Here is a 25,543-nt window from a genome sequence, read left to right on the forward strand (position 1 = left end):
AACGGAGATTGTGACGTTAGAGGGTAGGATAATCGGTGTAACCTTCCGCGCCGCCGCCGTAGAAGCTTTCGGCACGTTGCGGATTCAGCTCAGCTTTACGCTGCAGGCGAGCCACCAGATCCGGGTTAGCGATATAGGCGCGACCAAAAGCAACGGCGTCGATCAGGCCTTTCTCGATCAGCGCTTCTGCTTTTTCAGGCGTGTAGGCGCCCGCGCCAATGATCGGGCCGTGGAAACGTGCGCGAACTTTTTCGCGGAACGCGTCGGAATACGGCTCGCCACCGGCCCAGTCTGGTTCAGACATGTGCAGGTAAGCAATTCCGCGTTTGCCCAGTTGTTCAATCAGATACAGCGCATCAGCTTCTTCGTTTGGGCCGTTGTCAACGTTCTGGAAAGAGCCAATCGGGGAGACGCGAATACCAATACGATCGGCGCCCCATTCCTTAATTCCTGCATCGACAACTTCCAGCACCAGCCGCGCACGATTTTCGACGCTGCCGCCGTATTGATCGGTACGCTGGTTAGACGTTGGTGACAGGAACTGGTGCAGCAGGTAGCCGTGAGCGGAGTGCAGTTCAACCATGTCGAAGCCCGCTTCGCGCGCGTTGGCAATAGCCTGACGGAAGTCATTAACGATGCCCGGAATTTCTTCGGTTTCCAGTGCGCGCGGCATTGAGGTATCGGCACGCGTTGCCAGACCGTTTTCATCGCGCAGTGAGGTGCGGGTACCGGCGCTAATCGCAGAAGGTGCAACAGGAGCCTGACCGTTTGGCTGCAGACTGGCGTGAGAAATACGCCCAGTGTGCCACAACTGGACAGCAATATGGCCTTGCTCCGCGTGTACGGCCGCGGTGATTTTCTTCCATGCGGCGATTTGCGCTTCGCTGTGTATGCCGGGTGCCCCTGCATAGCCTTTCGCCTGTGCGGAGATCTGCGTCGCTTCGCTGATGATAAGACCTGCGCTGGCGCGTTGACGGTAATACTCGACCATTAGCGGAGTAGGGATGTCGCCAGGCTCAATACTGCGCAGACGCGTCAATGGCGCCATGAATACGCGGTTTGCTGCCGTAATGGCACCCACCTTCAGCGGGGAAAACAGTTTTTCAGATGACATGTGACACTCCTGAATAGACCGGTCGTCTAGTAATAAAAGAAATAAAAACGCCTGTTAAACGGCAGGCGTTGTGATGATGGTTTTAACGTGTGCCAGCGCATTTTCCAGCGGGGTGGCGCTACGAGAAATCTTGGCCTGCAAATTGGCGCCCAGCCATAGCGCATACAACACTTGCGCCTGCTGTAACGGCTCGCCAACGAAGGACAGACAATGGTTTGCCTGACCTTTCTCCAGTGCCTGCGCTAACAGCACAATAATGTGCCGCGCGCCTTTATCCATTGCGGTGCGCATATCCTCTGAGAGATCGCACACTTCGGCAGACAGTTTTACAGTTAAACAGCCGCTAATAATGCCGTGCTGGCTAAACTGGTTCAGGGTTTCCTGATAGTAGGCCAGAATACGGTCGCGGTAGTTACCCGCCCCCGAATCAAAGTGCGTAGCCAGTCGCTGATGGTAGGCCGCATAGTGGCGTTCCAGCATCGCCACACCGAACGCTTCTTTGGAGCGAAAATAGTGATAAAACGAACCTTTGGGCACTTCAGCGGTTTTCAGTAATTCGCTTAAGCCCATGCCGGTGAAGCCGCGCTGCATACACAGCAGCTCGCCAGTCGCCAGAAGATGTTCGCGTGTATCGTGTTCAGTGTTTTTGTTCATGGAAACGAGTGTAATAGACCAGTCAGTCTAATGCAATAGCGCTTGCGAGAAATTCAGTTAACGTCTTCAATAGGTATATCAATCTTATTAAAGGAGGGGATGTGGCCGAACAGCTGGAGTTTTTCCCCGTCCAGAGCCCATGCCGTGGAATATGTCAGTCTGACGAACGCGGTTTTTGTCGTGGCTGTTTTCGCAGTCGGGATGAGCGTTTTAACTGGCAAAATATGAGCGATGCCCAGAAGCAGGAAGTGTTGCGGCTATGTCGTCAGCGACTGATGCGTAAATTACGAGCAAACAAAGCCAACCCTTCGGAAGAACCGCAACAACCTTCACTCTTTTAAAAGCGTAATTGCGTATACTCGATGCACATTCACTTATAAGGAAGCTGCTATGGTTCAGCGTATTACTATTGCGCCGCAAGGTCCGGAATTTTCTCGCTTTGTGATGGGTTACTGGCGCCTGATGGACTGGAATATGTCCCCGCGCCAGCTAGTCAGCTTTATTGAAGAACATCTGGATTTGGGCGTTACCACCGTCGATCACGCCGATATTTACGGCGGATACCAGTGTGAGGCGGCGTTTGGCGAGGCAATGAAGCTGGCTCCGCACCTGCGTGAAAAAATGCAAATTGTGACCAAATGCGGGATCGCGACGACGGCGCGCGCGGAAAATGCGCTGGGTCATTACATCACCGACAGCGCGCACATTATTGCCAGTGCGGAAGAGTCGTTGAAGTTGCTGGCGACCGATCATATTGATTTGCTGCTGATCCACCGCCCCGATCCGCTTATGGATGCAGATGATGTCGCTGATGCGTTTAAAAAATTGCACCACAGCGGCAAAGTGCGTCACTTTGGCGTCTCTAACTTTACCCCGGCGCAGTTCTCACTGCTGCAATCGCGTCTGCCGTTTACTCTGGCAACCAATCAGGTTGAGATTTCACCAGTACATCAGCCGCTCCTGCTGGATGGTACTTTAGATCAATTGCAACAGCTGCGCATTCGTCCGATGGCCTGGTCCTGTCTTGGCGGTGGTCGTCTGTTTAATGACGATGCCTTTCAGCCATTACGTAATGAACTTGCCGCGATCGCAGAAGAGCTGAACGCGCAGTCCATTGAACAAGTGGTGTACGCCTGGATTTTACGGTTACCGTCTCAGCCGCTGCCGATTATTGGCTCAGGGAAAATAGAGCGCGTACGTACCGCCATTGAGTCTGAGTCACTGAACATGTCTCGCCAGCAATGGTTCCGTATCCGTAAAGCCGCGCTGGGTTACGACGTACCTTAATCGCGTTTTTGATGCTTCTCCGCTCAAAATTGTGTCACTGGTTTACACTTAACAATCAGACACCTTTTGGATGGAGGTCTTATGAAGCGTTTGAGTTTGGCCATTATCACTTTACTGGCCTGTGCAGGTGCGCAGGCTGCCAGTGAAGAAAAAGTGACGATGAATCTGGTAACGTCGCAAGGCGTCGGTCAGGCGATTGGTACGGTCACTATTGCTGAAACCGGGAAGGGGCTGGAGTTTACGCCCGATCTGAAAGCCCTGCCGCCGGGTGAACATGGCTTCCATGTGCATGCGAACGGCAGTTGCCAACCGGCTATTAAAGACGGGAAAGCCTCAGCCGCGGAATCGGCTGGAGGCCATTATGATCCGCACCAAACCGGCAAGCATGAAGGCCCCGAAGGCGCAGGCCATATGGGCGACCTGCCGCTGCTGGTGGTGAATAACGACGGTATCGCTACAACACCCGTTGTTGCGCCGCGGTTGAAAACGCTCGATGAGGTTAAAGGCAAAGCGCTGATGATCCATGTGGGCGGCGATAATATGTCCGATCAGCCGAAACCGCTTGGTGGCGGCGGAGCGCGCTACGCCTGCGGTGTTATCAAATAATCAGTTGCTTAGCGTACCCGGCGGCGGCGCTTGTTCAAGTTGCGAAAGCGAGCAGTGTAGCCGCCAGACCAATGCCGACAGTTCCTGCGCAGCAGGTTGATGATGATGGGCAAGCGTATCGCAGATGCGCTGTAGCTCACTCAGCGTGGCATTCAGCGGACGTTGCTGAACGCCGCGTTCACTCATCACGTCGCGAAGCAGTGAGATACACACGTCCCTGACGCGAGCCAGCGGATCTGAACGCGCCTCCCAGGTGCGCAGTTGCCACACCACGTGCGAACAGTTCAGCAAGACAACCCCCCAGCGCAATAACCAGCGTCGCGCCAGCGCATCCTGACTGTTACTGAGTTGGCTGACATGATGATAGGTCAACGACTCAAATTCGTTTTCACTGAGTGATGGATGTCGGCTGAGCTGATCGACAAAATCCCGGCGCAGGGCGCGAATATGGCGGCGACTTTTCCGCGCATCCGATCCGGGACGCAGAATGGCGAAGGCCAGCCATGACAGCGCCACGCCAGCGATTTTTGCCATATTGTCATTCAGGAAACCAGCAAAATCGTAAACCGGTGGATTGGTCACCGCGATAAACGATCCCATAAACACGATCAACTGTCCCCAAAGACCTGCCAGAGCAGGCATTTGCAGCTTCAGAAGTTGCATGGTGGCGAGTAGCGGGAAAAGAAACAGAATGAATTGCCAGAGGTCAGAGATTTGCACCATCAGGCCAAACTTAACCACAAAGCTAAACAGCGACAGCAGAACCAGCGTGCGCATCAGTAAAGAAAGCGACTTGAAAGGCGTGGCAACGGCGGAATACAGCACGCTGCTGATGGCCGCGAGCGTGAGTGCGCCAGATCCTGATTCCCATTGTGCGCCAATGCTCCATGCGCCGATAAGCATCAACGTGCAGAACGTACGCAACCCGCTCCAGATAGCTTCCGCACTATCGGTATGACGGGCAAGTCCTGGTGTGCGGGCGATATTTATACGTTCGGCGGTAACGCCATTTTCCAGCAAATGCAGATACTGACTGCTGCGTAAATAGAGCCGACAAAAATAACGCAGTCGTTGCCAGAAGGCGACATGTCGATAGTCACGGGCATCGACGGGCCGCAGTGGAGCGATAATTCGTGCAACGGTGTAGCTGTCGGTATTGGATTTGACCAGCTCGCTGAGTAATTGTTCGATGATATCCCGGGTATTGGCCGGGGGATTAGGCCAGTTCAGCAGCATCCTGCGCAGACTGGAAATTACGCTGGTCATGCGCAGCTGCTGGTGCAACAGTGAATTGAGCAACGCATTTTGACGGCGAAAACGGTAATGGCTCCAGAACGCCTGAATACGTAGCAGGTTCATGGTCAAAATCTGGCCAATGACACCTTCATGAGCCGTGCGAATAGCATCCGTTGTCTCAGGTTGCCAGAGTAAGCTGGCATGTTCCAGTAAACGAGAATGCATGTTTTTCAGTGCAGTCAGTAACGCGGTGCCATCGGAAGTGCTGGGCAGGATCATCATCATCACGCCACCGCACAGGATACCGAGGATAACCTCGCATACGCGGGCCTGCGCGATGTCCCATAGCTGGGTTATCTCCACGGTATTGACCATGTGAAACGCAATGATCGCCGCCGTATAACCTGCCAGTTGAAAAGCGTAGGCGACGTTATTGGTGAAATGCGCGCAGGCCCAGGTACAAAAAGCGATCCACACCGACATACAAAGTAAAAACAGCCATGGTTCATTGAGGGTATGACCGGCGATAATCAACGCGGCGGTGGCGCCAAGCAAGCTACCCGCCATGCGACCCAGGCTTTTGCTGATAACTCCGCCGACGGTAGGAAAACTGACCACGGCCGCCGAGGTCATCGCCCAGTAGGGCTCATCCAGATTCAGATAATAGGCAAACGTCAACGCCAGACACATGGCAATGGTATTTCGCAGCGCGTAACGCCACTGCGCTGCTGTGGCTTTGAACCACGGCCAATTGCCTGGCGTCAGGAGGGGCAGTTTCATTTACGCTGGCCGACAGACACGCTGCAGGTCGTACCAGAAACCAGCGTGACATCATGCGGTAGCGCGTCGAATTCGATGCGTACTGGAACACGCTGCGCCAGACGCACCCACGGCACGTTAGGTTTGATGTCGGGAATCAGGCCGGAATCACTTTCCACGCTTTGATCGTAGATAGCGCGACCAATACTGGAAACGTGACCCTGTAACTTAATATTGCCGCTGTAGAGCGTGATAACCGCAGGCGCACCTTCACGAATGTGGCGCAGCTTGGTTTCTTCAAAATATCCCATCACATAAAAAGAGTGGCTGTCGACAAGGGCAAACAAGGGCTTACCGGTTGAGGCATAGTCTCCGGTACGGGTAGAAAGATTGGTAACCCAACCCGCCACGGGCGCTTTGACCACCGTTTGCGTCAGTTGCCATTGTGCCTGGCGCAGACTGGCCTCGGCTGCTTCAACGCTGGCCTGCATGGCTTTCACATTGAGATTAGCGGTATCCAGATCTTCGGCTGAGATGTAATTTTGCGATAAATGGCGGCGTCGGTTGGCCTCGTTATTGGCTTTCGCCAGGTCGGACTGAGCTTTCGCCAGCTGCGCTTGCGCATTCAGTTCAGCAATGTGAAACGGCGTCTTGTCGATGATAAAAAGCACATCGCCTTTATTCACGAACTGGTTATCTTTTATATTGAGTTCGCTAATGCTGCCTGAGACCTGCGGCGTGATGCTAACCTGCTCAGCACGCACTTTACCGTCACGTGTCCAGGGCGACTGCATATAGTAATTCCACATCCACCATCCGGCGAAAACTGCGATTGCAGCGACTATAATGGTGGAGAAGTATTTAACGGTTTTAAGCGACATAATCACCACGCAATCAGCATTACAAAGGCCAGACATACGCAAAGCGTAAAGAGTGACAGATCCATTAACAGGGGATGCCAGATCTCACCGGAATAAATCCAGTCGCGGAGCAGGCGATGGACAACCAGCCAGAGAAGGAATCCTGCTACAAACGCCTTGAAAACAGGGGGGAAATAAACAGACGCTCCGATCATTAAATCTTGTAGGGGCAATCCTGTTGCATTAAACATAAACTTCACGGGCAAAATCCTTGGCGGAAGAGAGCATTGCTATAGGTTTAGCAAAAAAGAGACAATGAGTCTCTGTAACGCATAATGTCTGAAAAAATGTCAGCCGGTAAGCAAATTTGGCAATACATTTGTTTTGGCAATACAAATGCTGCACACTATTCTAAAATCAGCACAATAACTTAGCAAGCTAATTATAAGGAGATGAAATTGGAATCGCCATTAGGTTCTGATCTGGCACGGTTGGTGCGCATTTGGCGTGCTCTGATTGACCATCGCCTGAAACCTCTGGAGTTGACGCAGACGCATTGGGTTACGCTGCACAACATTCATCAATTGCCGCCTGATCAATCGCAGATTCAGTTGGCTAAAGCAATTGGCATCGAGCAGCCTTCGTTAGTTCGTACGCTTGACCAACTGGAAGAAAAGGGACTCATTTCACGACAGACTTGCGCCAGCGATCGTCGGGCAAAGAGAATTAAACTGACAGAAAAAGCAGAGCCGCTGATCGCTGATATGGAAGCGGTTATCAACAAGACGCGTGGAGAAATTTTGGAAGGGATTTCAGCTGAGGAAATTGATCTGCTGATTAAACTGGTCGCCAGACTGGAACACAATATTATTGAGCTGCAGTCACAGAGCTGAGGCGCAAAGATGACGTGTGGCCAGGGTCTGACCACACGTGAATTTGATTAGCGTGGAGACACGGTAACCTGGCTGCCGTTGTTAGCCATAACAACGCGCTGGCCGGCGGAGAACTTGGTCGCACCCTGTTTCTGAACCACCATGATGGTATTACCGTCGTCCTTACGGATTTCCAGTTCCACACCCTGGGTTTTATTCATCGCACCTTGTACGCCTTGACCCGCTACGCCACCGGCAACTGCGCCAGCAGCCGTGGCTAACGAACGACCGGTACCGCCGCCGACGGTGTTACCAAGGAACCCGCCGAGTACCGCACCACCGATTGCGCCAATCACGTTTGCGTCATCGCCACCCTGGATTTGCACCGGACGAACATGAACAATCGTACCGTAGGTAACGTTCTGAACTTGTTTCGCTTCGGATGCAGTATATACGTCGCCTGAGAGGCTATCATTGTTAACGCAGCCCGCTAAAGATACGCCCATTAATGAAACAATCAGCACACGTTTAATCATTTACAAATCTCCTTTGTCACCACGAAACGCTAATTAAGCACTCTTCATGGCTAAATTATATGGCATTTGTGAGCCTAAGGTCACATGTTCTACTGGAACAATATGAAAATCTTAACCGAAATCGGATATACCGAGTATAAACGAATCATTCATATAATTGATGTAATAAAGCGTCCAGTGTAATGATTAGGCATTAAAAATCATTAAGGAAGCATGGCATTAGTCGGCACTTTATGGTTGAGTGTCAAGGCTAATTTGCTTAAAAGGATGACATATGAAATCGGGCCGTTTTATCGGTGTAATGTCTGGAACCAGCCTTGATGGCGTCGATGTTGTGCTGGCGACGATAGATGAAACGATGGTTGCGCAGCAGGCGAGTCTGACCTGGCCTATCCCCCTCCATATAAAGCAGGCGATTCTGGATATTTGCCAGGGCCAGCAGCTTACGCTCTCGCAGTTTGGCCAATTGGATGCGCAGCTCGGTTATCTGTTTGCCGAGGCGGTGAATGCGCTGCTGGCGCAGGAAAAATTGAAGCCCCAGGACATCGTCGCGATTGGCTGTCATGGGCAAACCGTGTGGCATGAACCCACGGGACGCGCACCGCACACGCTGCAAATTGGCGACAACAATCAGATCGTCGCGCGAACCGGCATCACCGTGGTTGGCGATTTTCGCCGTCGCGATATCGCCCTCGGCGGGCAGGGCGCGCCGCTGGTTCCCGCTTTTCATCAGGCGCTGTTGGCACATCCAACGGAACGACGGATGGTGCTGAACATTGGCGGAATTGCCAATCTGTCTCTGCTTATTCCGCATCAGCCCGTTCGCGGCTACGACACCGGGCCGGGTAATATGCTGATGGATGCCTGGATCTGGCGGCAATGCGGTCAACCCTACGACAAAGATGCGCAGTGGGCCAATTCGGGAACGGTGATCCTGCCTTTATTGCAAAATATGCTGAACGATCCGTATTTTTCTGCACCTGCGCCGAAAAGCACGGGCCGCGAGTATTTTAATTATGGTTGGATAGAACGTCATCTGGCGCATTTCCCGGGAATAAGTCCGCGCGATGTGCAGGCGACGCTTGCCGAACTGACGGCGGTCACCATTTCCGAGCAAGTCCTGTTGAGTGGCGGTTGTGAACGGCTAATGGTATGCGGTGGTGGAAGCCGTAATCCGCTGCTGATGATGCGTCTGGCGGCATTATTGCCGGGTACAGAGGTCACCTCAACCGATGAGGCCGGGATTAGCGGCGATGATATGGAAGCGTTAGCCTTTGCCTGGCTGGCGTGGCGCACGCTGGCGGGATTACCGGGAAATTTACCTTCCGTGACCGGTGCGTCAGAACCGAGCGTTTTAGGGGCAATTTATCCTGCTAACCCGCGAACTCAGAGTTAACTGAAATTATTCAGCGCCATATGCCGGTAAACTCGGGATATTAGGGAGGGTGCCATTACCCTCCTGGACCAGGAAAGTCTTCAGGATATGGCTATGAAAAAACTGTTATTAGTGTGTCTGCCGGTACTGCTTAGCGGATGTAGCGTGTACAACCAATTTGTCGAGCGTATGCAAACGGATACGCTGGAATACCGCTGTGACGAAAAACCGCTTACCGTCAAGCTGAACAATACCCGCCAGGAGGCGAGTTTTGTTTATGATAATCAGCTATTGAACCTCAAACAGGGCGTGTCAGCATCAGGCGCGCGCTATACCGATGGTATTTACGTCTTCTGGTCTAAAGGCGACGAGGCAACGGTCTATAAACGAGACAGAATTGTGCTAAATAACTGTCAGTTACAGAACCCGAAGCGTTGAGATTTTCACCTGGGCGGCGCACAATAGCGTCACCCACTGACAATCCGTAGCCAACATCATGTCTGATAACGACGAATTGCAGCAAATCGCGCATCTGCGCCGTGAATACACGAAAGGCGGCCTTCGCCGCCGCGATCTTCCCGCCGAACCCCTTGCGCTGTTTGAGCGCTGGCTCGGGCAAGCCTGTGACGCCAAACTGGCCGATCCTACCGCAATGGTCGTTGCGACCGTTGATGAAAATGGCCAGCCTTATCAGCGTATCGTGTTGCTCAAACATTATGATGATAAAGGTCTGGTGTTCTATACCAATCTCGGCAGCCGCAAGGCGCACCAGATCGAGAAAAATCCCCGTATCAGCCTCTTATTCCCATGGCACATGCTGGAACGGCAGGTGATGGTGATCGGCAAGGCTGAGCGTCTTTCCACACTCGAAGTGGTGAAATACTTCCACAGTCGCCCACGCGACAGCCAGATTGGCGCCTGGGTATCTAAGCAATCCAGCCGAATCTCCGCTCGCGGTATTCTCGAAAGCAAATTCCTCGAACTGAAGCAGAAGTTCCAGCAAGGGGAAGTACCACTGCCCAGTTTCTGGGGCGGCTTTCGCGTGAGTATTGAGCAAATGGAGTTCTGGCAGGGTGGTGAAAACCGTCTGCACGATCGTTTTTTATACCAACGCGAAGATAACGCGTGGAAAATTGATCGCCTTGCCCCCTAAAGATGCAAATTTCTTGTTTTAAGCGCTGGTGCTGAACAATCCGGCGCTTTATTCTATGTTTCTTTCGCATCAGGCGAAAAGTCGTGTACCGGCTAAGGTGCAGTCGTTTTATACATGGAGATTTTGATGGCAAGCAGTAACTTGATTAAACAATTGCAAGAGCGGGGGCTGGTGGCCCAGGTGACGGACGAGGAAGCGTTAGCAGAGCGACTGGCGCAAGGCCCGATCGCGCTCTATTGCGGCTTCGATCCTACCGCTGACAGCTTGCATTTGGGGCATCTGGTTCCATTGTTATGCCTGAAACGCTTCCAGCAGGCAGGCCATAAGCCTGTCGCACTGGTAGGTGGCGCAACGGGTTTGATTGGTGACCCGAGCTTTAAAGCCGCCGAGCGTAAACTGAATACCGAAGACACCGTGCAGGAGTGGGTGGATAAAATCCGCAAACAGGTTGCGCCGTTCCTCGATTTCGACTGTGGCGACAACTCGGCGATTGCTGCGAATAACTACGACTGGTTTGGCGGTATGAACGTACTGACTTTCCTGCGTGATATCGGCAAACACTTCTCCGTTAACCAGATGATCAACAAAGAAGCGGTAAAGCAGCGTCTTAACCGTGACGATCAGGGGATCTCCTTTACCGAGTTTTCTTACAACCTGCTGCAGGGTTATGACTTTGCCTGCCTGAATAAATTGCACGGCGTGGCGCTGCAGATTGGCGGTTCTGACCAATGGGGCAACATTACTTCCGGTATCGATTTGACCCGTCGTCTGCATCAGAACCAGGTGTTTGGTCTGACCGTTCCGCTGATTACTAAAGCTGACGGCACCAAATTCGGGAAGACTGAAGGCGGCGCTGTGTGGCTGGATCCGAAGAAAACCAGTCCGTATAAATTCTACCAGTTCTGGATCAACACCGCTGATGCGGACGTTTATCGCTTCCTGAAATTCTTTACTTTCATGGACATTGAAGAGATCAATGCACTGGAAGAAGAAGATAAAAATAGCGGTAAAGCACCGCGCGCCCAGTATGTTCTGGCCGAGCAGGTAACGCGTCTGGTTCACGGTGAAGAAGGTCTGGTTGCGGCAAAACGCATTACCGAAAGCTTGTTCAACGGCAATCTGAGCGACTTGAGCGAAGCGGATTTCGAACAGCTGGCGCAGGATGGCGTGCCGATGATCGAGATGGACAAAGGTGCCGATCTGATGCAAGCGCTGGTGGACTCCGAGTTGCAGCCTTCTCGCGGTCAGGCACGTAAGACTATTGCGTCAAACGCGGTAACCATCAACGGTGAGAAGCAATCCGATCCGGAATATTTCTTCCAGGAGAGTGATATCCTGTTTGGGCGCTACACCTTACTGCGCCGTGGCAAGAAGAACTATTGTCTGATTTGCTGGAAGTAAGATTTAGTTAGCAGGGGCGTGGGAAACTACGCCCCTTTATTTTTTCAGGGTTGTGGTAAGTAAAATGAAGAATATCCTCGCCATCCAGTCCCACGTTGTTTTTGGTCATGCGGGCAATAGTGCAGCAGAGTTTCCAATGCGTCGTCTTGGCGCAAATGTCTGGCCGCTGAATACCGTTCAGTTTTCTAACCACACACAGTACGGCAAATGGACCGGTTGCGTGATGCCGCCGAGCCATCTGACCGAAATCGTCCAGGGTATTGCCGATATCGATAAACTTCAGACCTGTGACGCCGTATTGAGTGGCTATCTTGGCTCGGCTGAACAGGGCGAGCATATTCTGGGCATTGTTCGCCAGGTTAAAGCGGCCAACCCGCGGGCGAAATACTTTTGCGATCCGGTGATGGGCCATCCGGAAAAAGGGTGTATTGTCGCGCCGGGCGTGGCGGAGTTTCATGTACGCCACGCGCTTCCGGCCAGCGATATTATCGCCCCAAACCTGGTTGAGCTCGAAATTCTGTGCGAGCATGCGGTGAGTAATGTCAATGAGGCAGTGGCGGCAGCGCGTGAGCTTATCGCTCAGGGACCAGAAATTGTGCTGGTGAAGCATCTGGCCCGCGCGGGTATCAGCACCGATCGTTTCGAGATGCTGCTGGTCACGGCTGAACGGGCGTGGCACATCAGCCGACCGTTAGTTGATTTTGGCGCTCGCCAGCCGGTTGGCGTGGGTGATGTTACCAGTGGCTTATTACTGGTGAAACTGCTGCAGGGCGCGTCTTTACAGCAGGCGCTTGAGCATGTGACGGCGGCGGTATACGAAGTGATGATTACCACCAAAGAAATGCACGAGTATGAGCTGCAGGTCGTGGCCGCACAGGATCGTATCGCGAAGCCTGAGCACTACTTCAGCGCGACGCAGCTGTAATCAATGCCCGATGGCGTTCACGCTTATCGGGCATATGTTTAGCTGTAGGCCGGGTTAGCGTCACCCGGCAACCACAATTAATTTAACCCTTCTGCTTTAAGCGCTGCGGCAACTGCCGGGCGTTCAGCCATACGGGCCATATACGCGTCGATATGGCTTAATCCTGCCATATTCAGCTTAACCGCATAAGCCCAACGCAGCACGGTGAACAGATAGGCATCGGCGATGCTGAAGCGCGGGCCGCAGATCCATTGATCGTCTTTCAGCGACTCGTTTACGTACTGCATTTTTTTCTCCAACTGCGCACGAACGGTTGGCTTGAAGTCTTCCGGCGTATCGGGACGGAACAGAGGCGTAAAGCCTTTATGCAGTTCTGTCGCAATGTAGTTAAGCCATTCGATGGTTTTGTAACGGGAGAGGCTGCTGGTTGGGGCAAGGAGCTGACGGTCTGGTACGGTGTCCGCCAGATATTGCATGATGGCGACGCCTTCGGTCAATAGCGTACCGTCATCCAGCAGCAGCGCGGGAACTTGACCTTTTGGGTTTACCGCGAAAAAATCATCGCCGTTTTCCAGACGTTTCTTCATCAGATCAACACCATCCAGCGTGAAATCATTACCACTCTCCCGAAGGGTGATGTGGGAAGCGAGAGAACAAGCGCCCGGTTTGTAGAACAGTTTCATCGGTAACTCCTTTTGGCTGAGGTATATCGTATGGTAGTGCTAGCTCAGGCAAAAAAAAAGCCGCTAACATCAGTTAGCGGCCTGAAAATGAGTTTCCCTGAGAATTACGCTGTCGCGGCCTTAGAGGCTTTCTCATTGACGTCATCGTCCTGAGTCATACGATTCAGTTTTGGCGCCGTCAGCAGCATCAGAACAGCGATAACCGCCGTTGCAACACCAATCTGCAGGAACACACGACCGTAGACTTCAAGGGACATCAGCGGGTCAGTCACGTTCTCTGGTACAGCCATCATGTTAGCGACGTAACCACCGATGATGTTTGCACCGGCAGTGGTCAGGAACCAGCTACCCATGATGAAGCCCATCAGGCGTTGCGGTACCAACTGAGCCACCATTGCCAGACCCAGACCGGAGATCATCAGTTCACCGATACTTTGCAGACCATAGCAGATGATCAGCCAGTTAACGGATACGATGCCCGCGTCGGTAGCGAATTTCGCGCCCAGCGGCAGGATCAGGAACGCACCGGAACACAGCACCATACCAATCGCAAACTTAGTCGGCATTGGCAGGGTATCGCCCATCTTGTTATAGATAGCGGCGAGGATTGGGCTACCAATGATGATCCAGAACGGGTTCAGCGCCTGATACTGCTCAGGTTCGAAAGCAATACCAAGAATAGAGTGCTCAACGTTACGAATCGCGAAGAAGTTCAGTGAGGTCGGCATCTGGCTGTACAGTACGAAGAAGATAATCGCTTCAAGCATCAGAATGAAGGCGACGATCATTTTACGACGTGCAGCACCGTGCATGGTGAAGGCTTCTTTACCGAAGATAAATACGATACCCAGCGCAATGACGCCCAGAACCATACGTGCGATCTGCTGGTTGTGCAGCAACCAGGTTGCAATGGCGATCAGTACCACAACGCCAGCAATAGTCAGCAGCAGGTTACGGAAGTTGATCGGCTCAAAGTCAGGTTTAGAACCGTACTGTTTAACCCAGCGCTGGCAGAATGCGAAGTTAACAACGGTAATCAGCATACCTACGACGCTCAGGGCGAACGCGGTGCTCCAGCCGTAACGCGCAGCTAACCACGGCGTTGCCAGCATAGAGAAGAATGAACCGATGTTGACGGACATGTAGTACATAGTAAATGCACCATCAAGACGCGGGTCATCTTTGGCATAGCAGGTAGAGAGCAGGGAGGATGGGTTTGCTTTAAACAGGCCGTTACCGACCGCGATGGCCGCCATGCCCATATAAACGATACCCGCATCATGACCGGACCATGCAACCAGTGCATAACCGATGGCCAGGACAATTGCGCCGAGCATAATGACGCGTTTTGTTCCCAGAACTTTATCACCTAACCAGCCGCCAATGGCAACCAGACCGTACACCAGGGCGCTAAAGGACGAGAAAAGGGTGATGGAATCCGCTTCTGACATACCCAGCTGTTTAACCAGGTAGACGGCCATAATCCCTTGCAGGCCGTAATAACCAAAACGTTCCCACAGCTCAATAGAGAAAATGAGATAGAACGCTTTTGGTTGTTTGAAGGCGTTTAAACTCACGCTTTCTGTTGGTTTATTGTTTGCAGTAGACACTTTTACCTCTTTTTTTACATCCCATATCAACGGGGGTGTTCAGGTACGTGATGAGTCAAGTTCATCCGTCCGATTGTTATAGTGGGAGGGGAAACGGCAAGTAATGTTCACTATCTTGACCCTTCAGACAAGTGCTTTGTAATAATCTGTTACATATATCATGACTGGTGAAATCGTCGGGGCTGCGAAATGTTATCTAGCGTTAAATTTCTTCATTTGAAAAATGGCAGATTTTTACACTGTTTAATCAGGCCAGAAACCGCAATGCGGCGATATGTTCTGCTATTTAAGGTTGAATCCAGTGATATAGGCCATTATCTGAAAAATAGCCAGTGTAATGTTTTGTTTAGAAACTGTTCAGTTAGGTCATCTGATTGTCACTTTAACTGAAAAATAAAAAATTATTAACATTGTGTTATCTGGGTGATCTGGATCACGTATAGATAGAAATTTCTTTTGCTAAAAAAACGATTAACCTGCTCAGGTGATAATTCACAAGAATATTACATTAGATATGAGCGCCAGAGCGGCATCATTGTCGGCAAAAGAAACTCAGGGGAGTGCATAACTAATCGTTATGTGTGCGAGGGGCAAACAGGATGCCCCGGCAGCATCAGATATCGACTTTCTCTTTGAATTCGCAGAGATCTTCGATAATACAGGAACCGCAGCGCGGCTTTCGGGCTATGCAGGTGTAGCGGCCATGAAGAATTAACCAGTGATGGCAATCGACTTTAAATTCACTGGGTACAACCTTCAGCAGTTTCTCTTCAACCTGCTCAACGTTTTTACCCGGAGCGAATTGCGTACGATTACAGACGCGAAAAATATGCGTATCTACGGCGATAGTGGGCCAGCCAAAGGCGGTATTTAACACTACATTTGCAGTTTTTCGTCCAACTCCGGGCAGGGCTTCTAATGCGGCACGGTCTTCAGGCACTTCACCATTATGTTGTTCCAGCAGAATGCGGCAGGTTTTAATCACATTCTCCGCTTTGCTGTTAAACAAACCAATTGTCTTGATGTAGGACTTAACACCTTCAACGCCGAGCTCCAGCATCGCGGCAGGGGTATTAGCGACGGGGTACAGCTTAGCCGTCGCTTTATTGACGCTGACATCGGTGGCCTGCGCGGAGAGCAAGACCGAAATCAGCAGTTCAAACGGCGATGTAAAATTAAGCTCGGTTGTCGGATGCGGATTGTTATCACGCAGGCGCGTCAGTATTTCCAGACGTTTTGCTTTGTTCATTACACATTCCCTGTTTCACCCACGGGACTGTCCGCGACAGCCGCCTCGGCACGACGTTTCTTCATTTTCTCATCAATCAGATACTTCACTGCCAGCATCAGACCCAGGCCAATAAACGCGCCCGGTGGCAGCATGGCCAGCAGAAACGGCGTATCAGTATGGAAGATCTCAACGCGCAAGACTTTGGCCCAACTACCCAACAAACCGTCTGCGCCATCAAATAGTGTACCGTTACCAATTATTTCACGCAGCGAGCCCAGAACAAACATGGCACCTGTTGCGCCCATGCCGATGGAGAAACCATCGAGTGCGGATAACGCAGGTCCCTTTTTGGCGGCGAAGGCTTCCGCACGACCAACAACAATACAGTTGGTCACAATCAGCGGGATAAAGATGCCCAGAGACTGATACAGTCCAAAAGCGTAGGCATTGATCAACATCTGCACCGCGCTCACCACGGAGGCGATGATCATGACATAAATCGGAATACGAATTTCTGGCGGTGTCCAGCGACGAAGTGCTGAAATCGTCAGGTTCGTCAACGTCAGGACGAGCGTAGTCGCGAGTCCCAGACCCAGCGCATTAGTGGCAGTAGAGGTGACGGCCAACAGCGGACACATCCCGAGTAGCTGCACAAGCGCGGAGTTATTTTTCCATAACCCCTGGACAATAACGTCTTTAATTTCGCTCATGGTTTATTCTCCACAGGCGCTAAGTTGAGGAAGTTGCGCGGGTAGCGTCTGCGCATACAAACCGGCGCGTTTTACTGCATTCACTACCGCACGCGGTGTAATGGTGGCACCTGTAAACTGGTCAAAGTCTCCGCCGTCTTTTTTCACCGCCCAGTGGGAATCATTACCCGCCGCGATCGTTTTGCCGCTAAAGTGGGTTATCCAATCGGACAGTCGCAGTTCGATTTTATCGCCCAGTCCTGGCGTTTCATGATGCTCGGTCACCCGCGTACCCAACACGGTACCGGTAAAATCGACGCCAACCAGCAGTTGAATAGCCCCGGAATAACCATCTGGCGCCGTAGCTTCAAGAACTGCTGCAACGGGGCGATCGTCCTGGCGGGCAATATACACCCGGTGACTGCCTTTGCCCAACGCTGGCGCATCGACCAGATAACAACTCTCAGACAAGTTATTATTGTAGCGATCGCCAGGCAGAACCTGATCGAACAGCGCTTTTTGCTGCAACGCGGCCTGTTCATCAATAGTGGACTTAGTTAATTGATTGATTGCCGCGGTTAACCCCGTCGAGCCCGCAGCAAATAGCGCCAGTGTAATACCGTGTTTACGAATCGTTTTCAGCATAGGGAATCCTTAGCGATGTCCGTACACGCGAGGGCGAGTGTAATAATCAATCAGCGGAACCGTGATATTTGCCAGTAATACGGCAAAGGCGACGCCATCAGGATAACCGCCGAAACTGCGAATCAACCACACGAGCAGGCCTGCAAGCGCGCCAAAAATCAGACGGCCACGGTTGGTGGTTGATGCTGTAACGGGATCGGTAAGAATAAAAAATGCACCTAACATGGTCGCGCCGGAAAGGAGGTGCAACTGAGGTGAGGCCAGCGATTCTGGCGAGAAAATCCAGCCTAAAGTGGCGCAAACCGCAAGCGACAGCAGGAAGCTAACCGGGATATGCCAGCGAATCGCTTTCTGCCATAACAGTATGACACCGCCGACCAGCCAGGCAAGGTTAACCCACTGCCAGCCAGCGCCTGCAAGCATGCCGCTGTAGATTGGGTATTGCATCACCTGCTCAACAGTATGACCCGCATGCAGCGAAGTCTTAAAGGTGTCGAGAGGCGTTGCCTGACTGATACCATCAATGCCCATACGCAACGTGTTCATATCCCCGCCGCTGGCGGTATGTCCACTAAATATAACGTTAAGGGCGTCAAAGAACCCAGGCACAGTAGCCGCAATTTCATGCGGCGGCAGCCAACTGGTCATCTGTACCGGAAATGAGATAAGCAGTACGACGTAACCAATCATGGCAGGGTTAAACGGGTTCTGGCCGAGGCCGCCATACAGTTGCTTAGCGATGATAACGGCGAATACCGTGCCTAAAACCACCATCCACCAGGGGGCGAGCGGGGGAATACTCACCGCCAGTAGCAGCCCGGTGAGTAATGCAGAGTTGTCTTTTAATACCGTGACAATAGGCTGTTTACGCAGTTTAAGTACGCCCGCTTCGGCAGCGATAGCGCTGACGGCTGCCAGAACTATCTGGAACAACGTTCCCCAGCCAAAAAACCACAGCTGAGCGGCGATCCCCGGCAATGCAGCAAGTAACACCAGCATCATGATACGCGATGTCTGGCGCTGGTTATGGGTATAAGGGGAGCTTGCTATTCTGAATACCATTTATTCCTCGTTTACAACCTGCTGCTGTGCGGCTTTCTTTGCCTGAGCGCGTGCGATAGCGGCCGCGACGGCGGCTTTACGCGGATCAACTGGCTCGGCTGTTTCCGTTACTGCCTGCTGCTCAAGCTTGCGGGCTTTAGCGCGGGCGATAGCCGCTTCCACGGCGGCTTTGCGCGGATCCACCGGTTCGACGGTTTCCGCTTCCGGCTGCTGCTCAAGCTTGCGGGCTTTGGCACGGGCGATAGCCGCTTCCACGGCGGCTTTGCGCGGATCCACCGGTTCGACGGTTTCCGTTTCCGGTTGCTGCTCAAGCTTGCGGGCTTTGGCACGGGCGATAGCCGCTTCCACGGCGGCTTTTCGCGGATCCACCGGTTCGACGGTTTCCGTTTCCGACTGCTGCTCAAGCTTGCGGGCTTTGGCGCGAGCAATAGCCGCTTCCACGGCGGCTTTACGCGGATCTGTACCCGCACTGTTGCCTTCAATTTGTGGTGGATTTTCAGTCCGGGCCGCGCGAGCTTGTGCCTTACGCGCCTCGCGTGCGGCAATCACGGCGCTATTGTCAGGTTTTTCGCCAGCCTGAATGACTACCGGCTGCATTGCCTGGGCCTGCTTTTCTTTTACGCGAGCCAGCGCGGCGGCAATGGCATCATGATCTTTAGCTGCAGGCTGAGCAGCGGCGCTTTTGTGGCGTTCAAGACGTGCAGCTTTTTCTCGTTCAAGGCGTGCCTGTCGGGCTTCGAATCGTGCTTTTGCTTCGGCGGCACGTTTTTCTTCCTGACTAATGGCGTAAATCTCGGCTTTTTCCTGGCGGAAATACTGCACCAGTGGAATGTTGCTAGGGCATACCCAGGCGCAGGCACCGCATTCAATACAGTCGGCGATATTGTGAGCCGTTGCTTTGTCGTGCTGTTGCCCTTTACTGAACCAATAAAGCTGCTGCGGCAGGAGATCGGCTGGGCAGGCATCGGCGCAAGCGCTACAGCGAATGCAGCCTTTCTCTTCCGGCGTTTCCCCCATTTCACTGGCAGAGGGCGCCAGAAGACAGTTGGTAATCTTTACCACGGGTACATCCAGCCACGGCAGCGTAAAGCCCATCAGCGGTCCGCCCATAATGACCATCTGGTCGGCGGAAGGGCAGAAGCCCGCGTCGTTGAGCAGATGACGAACCGGCGTGCCTAAACGCGCCCAGACGTTGCCCGGACGGCTGACGGCTTCACCAGTGAGCGTCACGACACGCTCGGTGATCGGTTCACCATCAATCACCGCGCGTTTGATGGCATAAGCGGTTCCGACGTTTTGCATCAGTACACCGATATCTGAGGAACGTCCGCCGTGGGGAACCTGCTTGCCAGTCAGGATTTGTGTTAATTGCTTGGCCCCGCCTGAAGGATACTTAGTGGGGATCACACGTAAGCTAATATCGTGTGAATCAGCCAGCACTGCGCGCAGCATAGAAATTGCCTGCGGTTTGTTATCTTCGATGCCCACCAAAATTTCGCGTGGCTGAAGAATATGCGCAAGGATACGGATACCTTCGACGACCTGCGCCGCGCAGTCCTGCATCAGGCGGTCATCAGCCGTAATGTATGGCTCGCATTCAGCGGCGTTGATGATCAGCGTTTCAATTTTATCTCCGCCGCCCTGTAGTTTGACGCCGGTGGGGAAACCTGCGCCACCCAGTCCGGCAACGCCGAACTGGTGAATACGCGCGATCAGCTCTTCCCGGCTGCGGGAGCGGTAATCGGTCCAGCCATCCCGCTCAATCCAGCGATCTTCGCCATCGGCGTCTATGATAACGCTTAACTCAGCCAGTGCAGATGGGTGTGCCGTAGAGTGCGGGGCAATGGCAACAACGGTGCCTGACGTTGGTGCATGGACCGGAAGCATTTTGCCTCGCCCGAGGGTTAACGCCTGACCTCGCAGTACGGTATCACCCACGTTTACGCACAGCTCACCTTCCGCGCCAATATGTTGCTTCAGCGGAATAACAAAGCGTGGCGCCAGCGGAACCTGCCGCAACGGCGTGCCGTTTGACTGGGTTTTCATTTCTGGTGGATGAATGCCGCCATCAAAGTCCCAGATTTTGTTTTTTCTGAATGCAGAGAATAACTTAAACATGTTGTTCCACGGGAATGATGCGCACAGGAATGGTGTTTAAATCCCATTTCCAGCTATCTGGTGTTTCGGCTACCGGACGTAATTCGATACATTGCGTTGGGCACGGATCAACGCACAGGTTGCACCCGGTGCAGAGATCGCTCATTACCGTATGCATGGCGCGCGTCGCACCCACAATCGCATCAACCGGGCAGGCCTGAATGCACTTTGTGCAACCGATACAGTTATTTTCATCAATGACCGCCAGCATACGCACGGGCGTAACGTCTTGTTCATCACCATCAATCGGCTGCGGATCGACGTTCAGCAGGGCGGCAATTTTTAACATCACCGCTTCGCCACCGGGGGCGCAACGGTTAATTTTTTCACCCTGAGCGCCGATCGCTTCAGCATAAGGATGACAGCCCGGATAGCCACATTGTCCACACTGGCTTTGCGGGAGAATTTCATCAATTTTCTCCACAACCGGATCATCTTCAACGGCGAAACGTCGTGAGGCATAACCCAAAATAGCGCCGAACGCCAGACCCAGTAGACTCACTGCGGCAACGGCAATCCAGATAGCATTCATTACAACTTCACCAAACCACTAAAGCCCATAAAGGCCAATGACATTAAACCGGCGGTAATCAGCGCAATCGCATTCCCGCGAAATGGCGCAGGGACGTCCGCCACGGCGAGACGTTCGCGAATTGCTGCGAACAGTACCATCACCAGCGAGAAGCCGACTGCGGCAGAAAAACCGTATAGCGCCGACTGTAAAAAGTTATGACCGAGGTTGATGTTCAGTAGCGCTACACCCAATACCGCGCAGTTAGTGGTGATCAACGGAAGGAAGATCCCCAGCAGGCGGTAAAGTGCAGGGCTGGTTTTGCGTACAACCATCTCGGTAAATTGCACCACGACGGCGATAACCAGAATAAAAGCCAGCGTGCGCAGATAGATGAGATTGAGCGGGATTAGGATCCAGGTATCAATCAGCCATGCGCAAATGGATGCCAGTGTCATGACAAACGTCGTGGCAAGGCCCATACCCATTGCGGTTTCCAGTTTTTTGGAAACACCCATAAACGGGCAAAGGCCCAGAAACTTGACCAGTACAAAGTTATTGACCAGTACAGTTCCGACAAACAGCAGCAGGTAATCAGTCATTTTTCGGCCTGAAATAAAAAAGCCGCCTATTATCTGACAATCTACAACAGGCGACAACAGGTTAACTGTAGGGTTATTACGGGTTCACAAACGTCGATTTAACGCGCTGCGATCGTTTGAAGTAGGGCACCAGCAGTGCTGCAGCCAGTAATGGGAACAGCAGTTGGCGCACGGCAAAGGCGTCCGGGACCGGTGAAAACGCAAACGCTTTAATCGCCAGCAACACGGAGATCAGCAGCCACAGAATATAATGTTTAGGCACACAGGCTCTGCGTTTGAAAAACGCAATCGTCAGCCACAGCGTGTAATACCACATGGCGATCGCGGTAATAAAGGAAACGCCCCATAACAGCAAATTGGCCGAACTTTGTTCACCCAGCATTTTGAAGGTTTGCGGTGTAGCCAGCGCAGTGACATAAAGTAGTAACGCCAGCGAAGCGCTCAACAACGCGACTAACAGCCAGGCCAGTGGCCCAAGGAGCCAGCCTCCGATACGTTGTGCCGGTGTGGTAGTCATCTCTTCTCCAGGTTTACGCGCGCAATCAATCATGCCATTCATTTTGGGGCAATTATTATAAAGCTTTTAACGTTGAGCGCTACTTTCTTCTTTATTGCACGTAATGCCAGACTGATTTAGGTACCTGACCGACATCAAACAGACGACCTCCCGAGATAAGCTCCGCACGGCGATGGTCTGCGGCACGGTACATATTGATAATGTCGCTATCGTCAGTGAGCGTGTAGTTAAGATGGTCGAACAGTTTTTCCAGACTATCGAGTGAACTGATTTTGCGGAATTTTAATAAGTAATCCTGAACAGTCATAAATGCAGATCCATATAAATAAAATAATACCAACGGAGTAGAAAATATAAAAATAAACAACGTGCACAGGTAAAAGCGGATTTACGTGCAAGTGTAAGAAGAGTGTTCATACCTGTGAAAAAGCAGGCGCTATACGCACCTGCAGCAAGGGTAACCCGCTTCGCCACAGCAGGCAATATGCGGCGGAGCGGGATGCGGCCTAATTCGCTTTTTTTGACAGAATTCGATCTTTTGCAGCTAAACCTTGCAGCTACTACATGTGAATTGCCGGGAATAAACGACTACCGACGCTTATTTCTTCTGCACAGCAGCAACGGGCTCCGGTGGCTGGTAATTGTCAATATGATTGGCAACACCCAGCAGGATTACGGAGACGGCGAGAACAATCCAACCTGTTAATTCAATAAGACGATTCATTACTGATGACATTTGCTTTGATTTATCCTTAAACACAGGCTGCAAATGTTACTAATCTCTCATTAATACAGCAAGATGATTGGGAACGATTTCTACCTCTTTTTCGCTGCAAGTTAAGCGTAAGTGGCATATGTTTGACTTAAGTTAAGAAACGACCTTTGTAGCGCAAAGGTTATTAAACTATTGAGACGTAGCAAGGTATGGTGTGAAATAGGTCAGTCCTGAATTGAGAGGCAATAACATGAGTGACAACATCCGCGTTGGGCTAATTGGCTATGGTTATGCCAGCAAAACCTTCCATGCCCCCCTGATTGTGGGCACACCGGGCCTGGAACTGGCTGCGGTTTCCAGTAGTGATGAAGCAAAAGTGAAGGCAGACTGGCCTACGGTGGCGGTTGTTGCCGAGCCTAAACATCTTTTTAACGATCCCAATATCGACCTGATAGTGATCCCCACGCCTAATGACACGCACTTCCCGTTAGCGAAGGCCGCGCTGGAAGCGGGCAAACATGTGGTTGTTGATAAGCCTTTCACCGTGACACTGTCACAAGCTCGTGAGCTGGATGCGCTGGCGCGCAGCCTCGGGCGCGTATTATCTGTGTTCCATAACCGTCGCTGGGACAGTGATTTCCTGACGCTGAAAGCCTTGTTGGCGGATGGCGTTTTGGGGGAGGTTGCGTATTTTGAATCTCATTTCGATCGCTTTCGCCCGCAGGTTCGTGACCGCTGGCGTGAACAGGGCGGCCCGGGAAGCGGCATCTGGTACGATTTAGCACCGCATCTTTTGGATCAGGCGATTAATCTGTTTGGTTTGCCCGTCAGCCTGACGGTAGACCTCGCCCAACTGCGCCCCGGTGCGCAGGCGACGGATTACTTTCATGCCATCCTGACGTATCCGCAGCGGCGAGTGATTCTACACGGTACCATGCTCGCTGCCGCAGAATCGGCCCGATATATTGTGCACGGATCGCGCGGCAGCTATGTGAAGTATGGTCTTGACCCGCAGGAAGAGCGTTTGAAAAATGGCGAGCGGTTGCCTCAGGAAGACTGGGGTTATGACATGCGCGATGGCGTATTGACGCGAATAGAAGGTGAAGAGCAGGTTGAAGAAACCTGGCTTACCGTACCGGGTAACTATCCGGCGTACTATGCTGGCATTCGTGATGCGCTAAACGGTAACGGTGAGAACCCGGTCCCGGCAAGACAGGCTATCCAAATTATGGAGCTGATTGAGCTGGGTATCGAATCCGCAAAACATCGTTCGACGCTGTGCCTTGCCTGATTGAACTAATGCCGGATAAGCGTTACGTCATCCGGCACTTTATCGTTACGCTGCGGCGACTTTCTCACGCAAGGCACGTTTTTCTTCGTTACTCAGGAATGCCATTTCCAGACCGTTGATTTGCGCCTGGCGGATCTGTTCGCGCGTAAGGCCTGCTGCTGGTGCGGCAATGGTGTACTCGTGAATAATATCCACCCCCTGAACAGCCGGGTCGTCCGTATTCAAACTGGCTAACACCCCATGCTCGAGGAACATTTTCAGCGGATGGGTCGCCAGAGAGGCAACGGTGCTGGTCTGAATATTTGATGTCAGGCAGGATTCGATGCCGATACGGTGCTCGGCGAGATAATCCATCAACGCACGATCTTCTACGGCTTTAACGCCGTGACCAATACGTTCAGCGCCCAGCTCTTTAATGGCCTGCCAGATGCTTTCGGGGCCCGCAGCTTCGCCCGCATGCACGGTGATACGCCAGCCGGCGTCGCGTGCCTGGTTGAAGTGAGACAGGAACAGACTGCCCGGGAACCCCAGTTCATCACCAGCCAGATCCAGTGCCGTAATATGGTCGCGGTGGGCTAACAGCGCATCCAGTTCCTGCAGACAGGCAGCTTCGCCGAAGGTACGACTCATAATGCCAATTAAGCGTGCTTCAACGCCAAAGGTCTTGCAACCTTCGCGTACGCCGGCAATGACAGCTTCAACCACGCCCGCGACGGGAAGCTGATGCGCCATCGCCATATAGCCTGGAGAAAAACGTAATTCTACATAGTGCAGACCGTTACGTGCCGCATCCTCAATATTCTCAAATGCCACGCGGCGACAGGCATCCAGCGAGGCCAGAACCTTCACGCCCCAGTCGAGCTTGGATAAAAAGCTCACTAAATCCGGCTCAGTTGATGTGACTTGCACATGAGGGATCAGCGTTTCCAGCGTTTGCGCCGGAAGCGTCAAGTTGAACTGACGACCCAGATCCAGGATCGTTTGGGCACGGATGTTACCATCAAGGTGTCGATGGACGTCGGTCAGGGGGAGAGAAGTATCAATCATGGTTG

The 25,543-nt window shown here is 52.4% G+C and carries 28 protein-coding genes and 1 pseudogene; 10 read left to right on the top strand and 19 right to left on the bottom strand.

Translation table 11 applies throughout. The features are described from left to right. Window positions 1-16 precede the first annotated feature (16 nt). Together OGV77_RS15075 and OGV77_RS15080 are read right to left on the bottom strand one after the other, a co-directional pair. Entirely contained in the window at window positions 17-1,114 is a 1,098-nt protein-coding gene (locus OGV77_RS15075) for an alkene reductase (protein WP_043016434.1), read from the bottom strand. A 54-nt stretch (window positions 1,115-1,168) separates the two neighbouring features. Next, entirely contained in the window at window positions 1,169-1,768 is a 600-nt protein-coding gene (locus OGV77_RS15080) for a TetR/AcrR family transcriptional regulator (RefSeq protein WP_087050598.1), read from the bottom strand. 101 nt (window positions 1,769-1,869) lie between these two features. Between OGV77_RS15080 and OGV77_RS15085 the strand changes: the two genes are divergently transcribed. From OGV77_RS15085 to sodC, 3 genes are all read left to right on the top strand, one after another. Further along, a complete protein-coding gene (locus OGV77_RS15085; protein ID WP_043016432.1) occupies window positions 1,870-2,109 on the top strand; it encodes a DUF1289 domain-containing protein in 240 nt (79 codons plus the stop codon). A 49-nt stretch (window positions 2,110-2,158) separates the two neighbouring features. Further along, a complete protein-coding gene (locus OGV77_RS15090) occupies window positions 2,159-3,055 on the top strand; it encodes an aldo/keto reductase (protein ID WP_043016431.1) in 897 nt (298 codons plus the stop codon). An 81-nt stretch (window positions 3,056-3,136) separates the two neighbouring features. Beyond that, a complete protein-coding gene (gene sodC / locus OGV77_RS15095; protein WP_047411451.1) occupies window positions 3,137-3,661 on the top strand; it encodes a superoxide dismutase [Cu-Zn] SodC in 525 nt (174 codons plus the stop codon). Here the strand turns inward: sodC and OGV77_RS15100 are convergent. The 3 genes and pseudogenes from OGV77_RS15100 to OGV77_RS15110 all read right to left on the bottom strand — a co-directional run bounded on the left by OGV77_RS15100 (window position 3,637) and on the right by OGV77_RS15110 (window position 6,776). Then, a pseudogene (locus OGV77_RS15100) lies at window positions 3,637-5,677 on the bottom strand (FUSC family protein). The gene sodC and the pseudogene OGV77_RS15100 sit on opposite strands and share 25 nt — an antisense overlap. After that, a complete protein-coding gene (locus OGV77_RS15105) occupies window positions 5,674-6,537 on the bottom strand; it encodes an efflux RND transporter periplasmic adaptor subunit (RefSeq protein ID WP_043016428.1) in 864 nt (287 codons plus the stop codon). The pseudogene OGV77_RS15100 and the gene OGV77_RS15105 overlap by 4 nt, the downstream one beginning before the upstream one ends. A 2-nt stretch (window positions 6,538-6,539) precedes the next feature. Further along, the gene (locus OGV77_RS15110; RefSeq protein ID WP_047411444.1) at window positions 6,540-6,776 is read right to left on the bottom strand and encodes a DUF1656 domain-containing protein; all 237 of its coding nucleotides are present in this window, start codon (window positions 6,774-6,776) and stop codon (window positions 6,540-6,542) included. A gap of 192 nt (window positions 6,777-6,968) precedes the next feature. Here OGV77_RS15110 and slyA point away from each other — a divergent pair, with 192 nt between their 5' ends. Next, window positions 6,969-7,409, top strand: a complete 441-nt coding sequence (slyA, locus tag OGV77_RS15115; protein WP_043016426.1) for a transcriptional regulator SlyA — start codon at window positions 6,969-6,971, stop codon at window positions 7,407-7,409. 47 nt (window positions 7,410-7,456) lie between these two features. On the opposite strand, the gene slyB is transcribed toward slyA, so the two are convergent. Beyond that, window positions 7,457-7,924, bottom strand: coding sequence for an outer membrane lipoprotein SlyB (slyB, locus tag OGV77_RS15120; RefSeq protein WP_003029175.1), 468 nt, complete (start codon window positions 7,922-7,924; stop codon window positions 7,457-7,459). Between the two features lie 274 nt (window positions 7,925-8,198). Here slyB and anmK point away from each other — a divergent pair, with 274 nt between their 5' ends. From anmK to pdxY, 5 genes are all read left to right on the top strand, one after another. Next, window positions 8,199-9,320 (top strand): anhydro-N-acetylmuramic acid kinase, encoded by a 1,122-nt coding sequence (gene anmK, locus OGV77_RS15125; RefSeq protein ID WP_087050596.1) that lies wholly within the window; start codon window positions 8,199-8,201, stop codon window positions 9,318-9,320. A gap of 87 nt (window positions 9,321-9,407) precedes the next feature. After that, entirely contained in the window at window positions 9,408-9,737 is a 330-nt protein-coding gene (gene mliC / locus OGV77_RS15130; protein ID WP_087050595.1) for a C-type lysozyme inhibitor, read from the top strand. Between the two features lie 58 nt (window positions 9,738-9,795). Beyond that, on the top strand, window positions 9,796-10,452 hold the full coding sequence (gene pdxH, locus OGV77_RS15135; RefSeq protein ID WP_043016423.1) for a pyridoxamine 5'-phosphate oxidase: 657 nt from the start codon (window positions 9,796-9,798) through the stop codon (window positions 10,450-10,452). 126 nt (window positions 10,453-10,578) lie between these two features. Continuing rightward, the gene (gene tyrS / locus OGV77_RS15140; RefSeq protein ID WP_003029168.1) at window positions 10,579-11,853 is read left to right on the top strand and encodes a tyrosine--tRNA ligase; all 1,275 of its coding nucleotides are present in this window, start codon (window positions 10,579-10,581) and stop codon (window positions 11,851-11,853) included. A gap of 64 nt (window positions 11,854-11,917) precedes the next feature. Beyond that, window positions 11,918-12,778: a pyridoxal kinase PdxY gene (gene pdxY / locus OGV77_RS15145; RefSeq protein ID WP_087050594.1), complete on the top strand. Its 861-nt coding sequence runs from the start codon at window positions 11,918-11,920 to the stop codon at window positions 12,776-12,778. A gap of 77 nt (window positions 12,779-12,855) precedes the next feature. Here the strand turns inward: pdxY and gstA are convergent, their stop codons facing one another. The 12 genes from gstA to blr all read right to left on the bottom strand — a co-directional run bounded on the left by gstA (window position 12,856) and on the right by blr (window position 23,209). Next, complete coding sequence (gene gstA, locus OGV77_RS15150; RefSeq protein WP_087050593.1) at window positions 12,856-13,461, bottom strand: glutathione transferase GstA; 606 nt, start codon at window positions 13,459-13,461, stop codon at window positions 12,856-12,858. Between the two features lie 104 nt (window positions 13,462-13,565). Then, on the bottom strand, window positions 13,566-15,071 hold the full coding sequence (gene dtpA, locus OGV77_RS15155) for a dipeptide/tripeptide permease DtpA (protein WP_047411438.1): 1,506 nt from the start codon (window positions 15,069-15,071) through the stop codon (window positions 13,566-13,568). 613 nt (window positions 15,072-15,684) lie between these two features. Further along, window positions 15,685-16,320, bottom strand: coding sequence for an endonuclease III (gene nth, locus OGV77_RS15160; RefSeq protein WP_003029161.1), 636 nt, complete (start codon window positions 16,318-16,320; stop codon window positions 15,685-15,687). After that, window positions 16,320-17,012 carry an electron transport complex subunit E gene (locus OGV77_RS15165; RefSeq protein ID WP_043016420.1) on the bottom strand — a complete coding sequence of 231 codons (693 nt, stop codon included), beginning with the start codon at window positions 17,010-17,012 and terminating at the stop codon, window positions 16,320-16,322. The genes nth and OGV77_RS15165 overlap by 1 nt, the downstream gene beginning before the upstream one ends. A gap of 3 nt (window positions 17,013-17,015) precedes the next feature. After that, window positions 17,016-17,636, bottom strand: coding sequence for an electron transport complex subunit RsxG (rsxG, locus tag OGV77_RS15170; protein ID WP_043016419.1), 621 nt, complete (start codon window positions 17,634-17,636; stop codon window positions 17,016-17,018). Between the two features lie 9 nt (window positions 17,637-17,645). Further along, the gene (rsxD, locus tag OGV77_RS15175; RefSeq protein ID WP_047411434.1) at window positions 17,646-18,698 is read right to left on the bottom strand and encodes an electron transport complex subunit RsxD; all 1,053 of its coding nucleotides are present in this window, start codon (window positions 18,696-18,698) and stop codon (window positions 17,646-17,648) included. Beyond that, complete coding sequence (gene rsxC / locus OGV77_RS15180; protein ID WP_172863062.1) at window positions 18,699-20,816, bottom strand: electron transport complex subunit RsxC; 2,118 nt, start codon at window positions 20,814-20,816, stop codon at window positions 18,699-18,701. It abuts the gene before it with no gap. Beyond that, window positions 20,809-21,387, bottom strand: a complete 579-nt coding sequence (gene rsxB, locus OGV77_RS15185; protein WP_080625148.1) for an electron transport complex subunit RsxB — start codon at window positions 21,385-21,387, stop codon at window positions 20,809-20,811. Before rsxB ends, rsxC begins: the two co-directional genes overlap by 8 nt. Next, window positions 21,387-21,968 carry an electron transport complex subunit RsxA gene (rsxA, locus tag OGV77_RS15190; protein WP_003029144.1) on the bottom strand — a complete coding sequence of 194 codons (582 nt, stop codon included), beginning with the start codon at window positions 21,966-21,968 and terminating at the stop codon, window positions 21,387-21,389. The genes rsxB and rsxA overlap by 1 nt, the downstream gene beginning before the upstream one ends. A gap of 76 nt (window positions 21,969-22,044) precedes the next feature. Continuing rightward, entirely contained in the window at window positions 22,045-22,485 is a 441-nt protein-coding gene (locus OGV77_RS15195; RefSeq protein ID WP_047411424.1) for a DUF2569 domain-containing protein, read from the bottom strand. A gap of 91 nt (window positions 22,486-22,576) precedes the next feature. Beyond that, window positions 22,577-22,792, bottom strand: coding sequence for a transcription modulator YdgT (gene ydgT / locus OGV77_RS15200; RefSeq protein WP_043016415.1), 216 nt, complete (start codon window positions 22,790-22,792; stop codon window positions 22,577-22,579). 291 nt (window positions 22,793-23,083) lie between these two features. Then, complete coding sequence (blr, locus tag OGV77_RS15205; RefSeq protein WP_003029134.1) at window positions 23,084-23,209, bottom strand: division septum protein Blr; 126 nt, start codon at window positions 23,207-23,209, stop codon at window positions 23,084-23,086. A 241-nt stretch (window positions 23,210-23,450) separates the two neighbouring features. Here blr and OGV77_RS15210 point away from each other — a divergent pair, with 241 nt between their 5' ends. Continuing rightward, window positions 23,451-24,491: an oxidoreductase gene (locus OGV77_RS15210; RefSeq protein ID WP_043016414.1), complete on the top strand. Its 1,041-nt coding sequence runs from the start codon at window positions 23,451-23,453 to the stop codon at window positions 24,489-24,491. A 45-nt stretch (window positions 24,492-24,536) separates the two neighbouring features. On the opposite strand, the gene add is transcribed toward OGV77_RS15210, so the two are convergent. After that, complete coding sequence (gene add, locus OGV77_RS15215; RefSeq protein ID WP_087050591.1) at window positions 24,537-25,538, bottom strand: adenosine deaminase; 1,002 nt, start codon at window positions 25,536-25,538, stop codon at window positions 24,537-24,539. Between the last annotated feature and the right edge of the window lie 5 nt (window positions 25,539-25,543).

The sequence above is a fragment of the Citrobacter sp. Ce129 genome (assembly GCF_030334545.1).
In the GTDB taxonomy this organism is placed as follows: domain Bacteria; phylum Pseudomonadota; class Gammaproteobacteria; order Enterobacterales; family Enterobacteriaceae; genus Citrobacter; species Citrobacter europaeus.

Excerpts from the sequence above, each read along its gene's own strand:
- OGV77_RS15075 (WP_043016434.1), bottom strand. The coding sequence starts at position 1,114 with ATGTCATCTGAAAAACTGTTTTCCCCGCTGAAGGTGGGTGCCATTACG.
- OGV77_RS15080 (WP_087050598.1), bottom strand. The coding sequence starts at position 1,768 with ATGAACAAAAACACTGAACACGATACACGCGAACATCTTCTGGCGACT.
- OGV77_RS15090 (WP_043016431.1), top strand. The coding sequence starts at position 2,159 with ATGGTTCAGCGTATTACTATTGCGCCGCAAGGTCCGGAATTTTCTCGC.
- sodC (WP_047411451.1), top strand. The coding sequence starts at position 3,137 with ATGAAGCGTTTGAGTTTGGCCATTATCACTTTACTGGCCTGTGCAGGT.
- OGV77_RS15105 (WP_043016428.1), bottom strand. The coding sequence starts at position 6,537 with ATGTCGCTTAAAACCGTTAAATACTTCTCCACCATTATAGTCGCTGCA.
- slyA (WP_043016426.1), top strand. The coding sequence starts at position 6,969 with ATGAAATTGGAATCGCCATTAGGTTCTGATCTGGCACGGTTGGTGCGC.
- slyB (WP_003029175.1), bottom strand. The coding sequence starts at position 7,924 with ATGATTAAACGTGTGCTGATTGTTTCATTAATGGGCGTATCTTTAGCG.
- anmK (WP_087050596.1), top strand. The coding sequence starts at position 8,199 with ATGAAATCGGGCCGTTTTATCGGTGTAATGTCTGGAACCAGCCTTGAT.
- mliC (WP_087050595.1), top strand. The coding sequence starts at position 9,408 with ATGGCTATGAAAAAACTGTTATTAGTGTGTCTGCCGGTACTGCTTAGC.
- pdxH (WP_043016423.1), top strand. The coding sequence starts at position 9,796 with ATGTCTGATAACGACGAATTGCAGCAAATCGCGCATCTGCGCCGTGAA.
- tyrS (WP_003029168.1), top strand. The coding sequence starts at position 10,579 with ATGGCAAGCAGTAACTTGATTAAACAATTGCAAGAGCGGGGGCTGGTG.
- pdxY (WP_087050594.1), top strand. The coding sequence starts at position 11,918 with ATGAAGAATATCCTCGCCATCCAGTCCCACGTTGTTTTTGGTCATGCG.
- gstA (WP_087050593.1), bottom strand. The coding sequence starts at position 13,461 with ATGAAACTGTTCTACAAACCGGGCGCTTGTTCTCTCGCTTCCCACATC.
- nth (WP_003029161.1), bottom strand. The coding sequence starts at position 16,320 with ATGAACAAAGCAAAACGTCTGGAAATACTGACGCGCCTGCGTGATAAC.
- OGV77_RS15165 (WP_043016420.1), bottom strand. The coding sequence starts at position 17,012 with ATGAGCGAAATTAAAGACGTTATTGTCCAGGGGTTATGGAAAAATAAC.
- rsxG (WP_043016419.1), bottom strand. The coding sequence starts at position 17,636 with ATGCTGAAAACGATTCGTAAACACGGTATTACACTGGCGCTATTTGCT.
- rsxD (WP_047411434.1), bottom strand. The coding sequence starts at position 18,698 with ATGGTATTCAGAATAGCAAGCTCCCCTTATACCCATAACCAGCGCCAG.
- rsxC (WP_172863062.1), bottom strand. The coding sequence starts at position 20,816 with ATGTTTAAGTTATTCTCTGCATTCAGAAAAAACAAAATCTGGGACTTT.
- rsxB (WP_080625148.1), bottom strand. The coding sequence starts at position 21,387 with ATGAATGCTATCTGGATTGCCGTTGCCGCAGTGAGTCTACTGGGTCTG.
- rsxA (WP_003029144.1), bottom strand. The coding sequence starts at position 21,968 with ATGACTGATTACCTGCTGCTGTTTGTCGGAACTGTACTGGTCAATAAC.
- OGV77_RS15195 (WP_047411424.1), bottom strand. The coding sequence starts at position 22,485 with ATGACTACCACACCGGCACAACGTATCGGAGGCTGGCTCCTTGGGCCA.
- ydgT (WP_043016415.1), bottom strand. The coding sequence starts at position 22,792 with ATGACTGTTCAGGATTACTTATTAAAATTCCGCAAAATCAGTTCACTC.
- blr (WP_003029134.1), bottom strand. The coding sequence starts at position 23,209 with ATGAATCGTCTTATTGAATTAACAGGTTGGATTGTTCTCGCCGTCTCC.
- OGV77_RS15210 (WP_043016414.1), top strand. The coding sequence starts at position 23,451 with ATGAGTGACAACATCCGCGTTGGGCTAATTGGCTATGGTTATGCCAGC.
- add (WP_087050591.1), bottom strand. The coding sequence starts at position 25,538 with ATGATTGATACTTCTCTCCCCCTGACCGACGTCCATCGACACCTTGAT.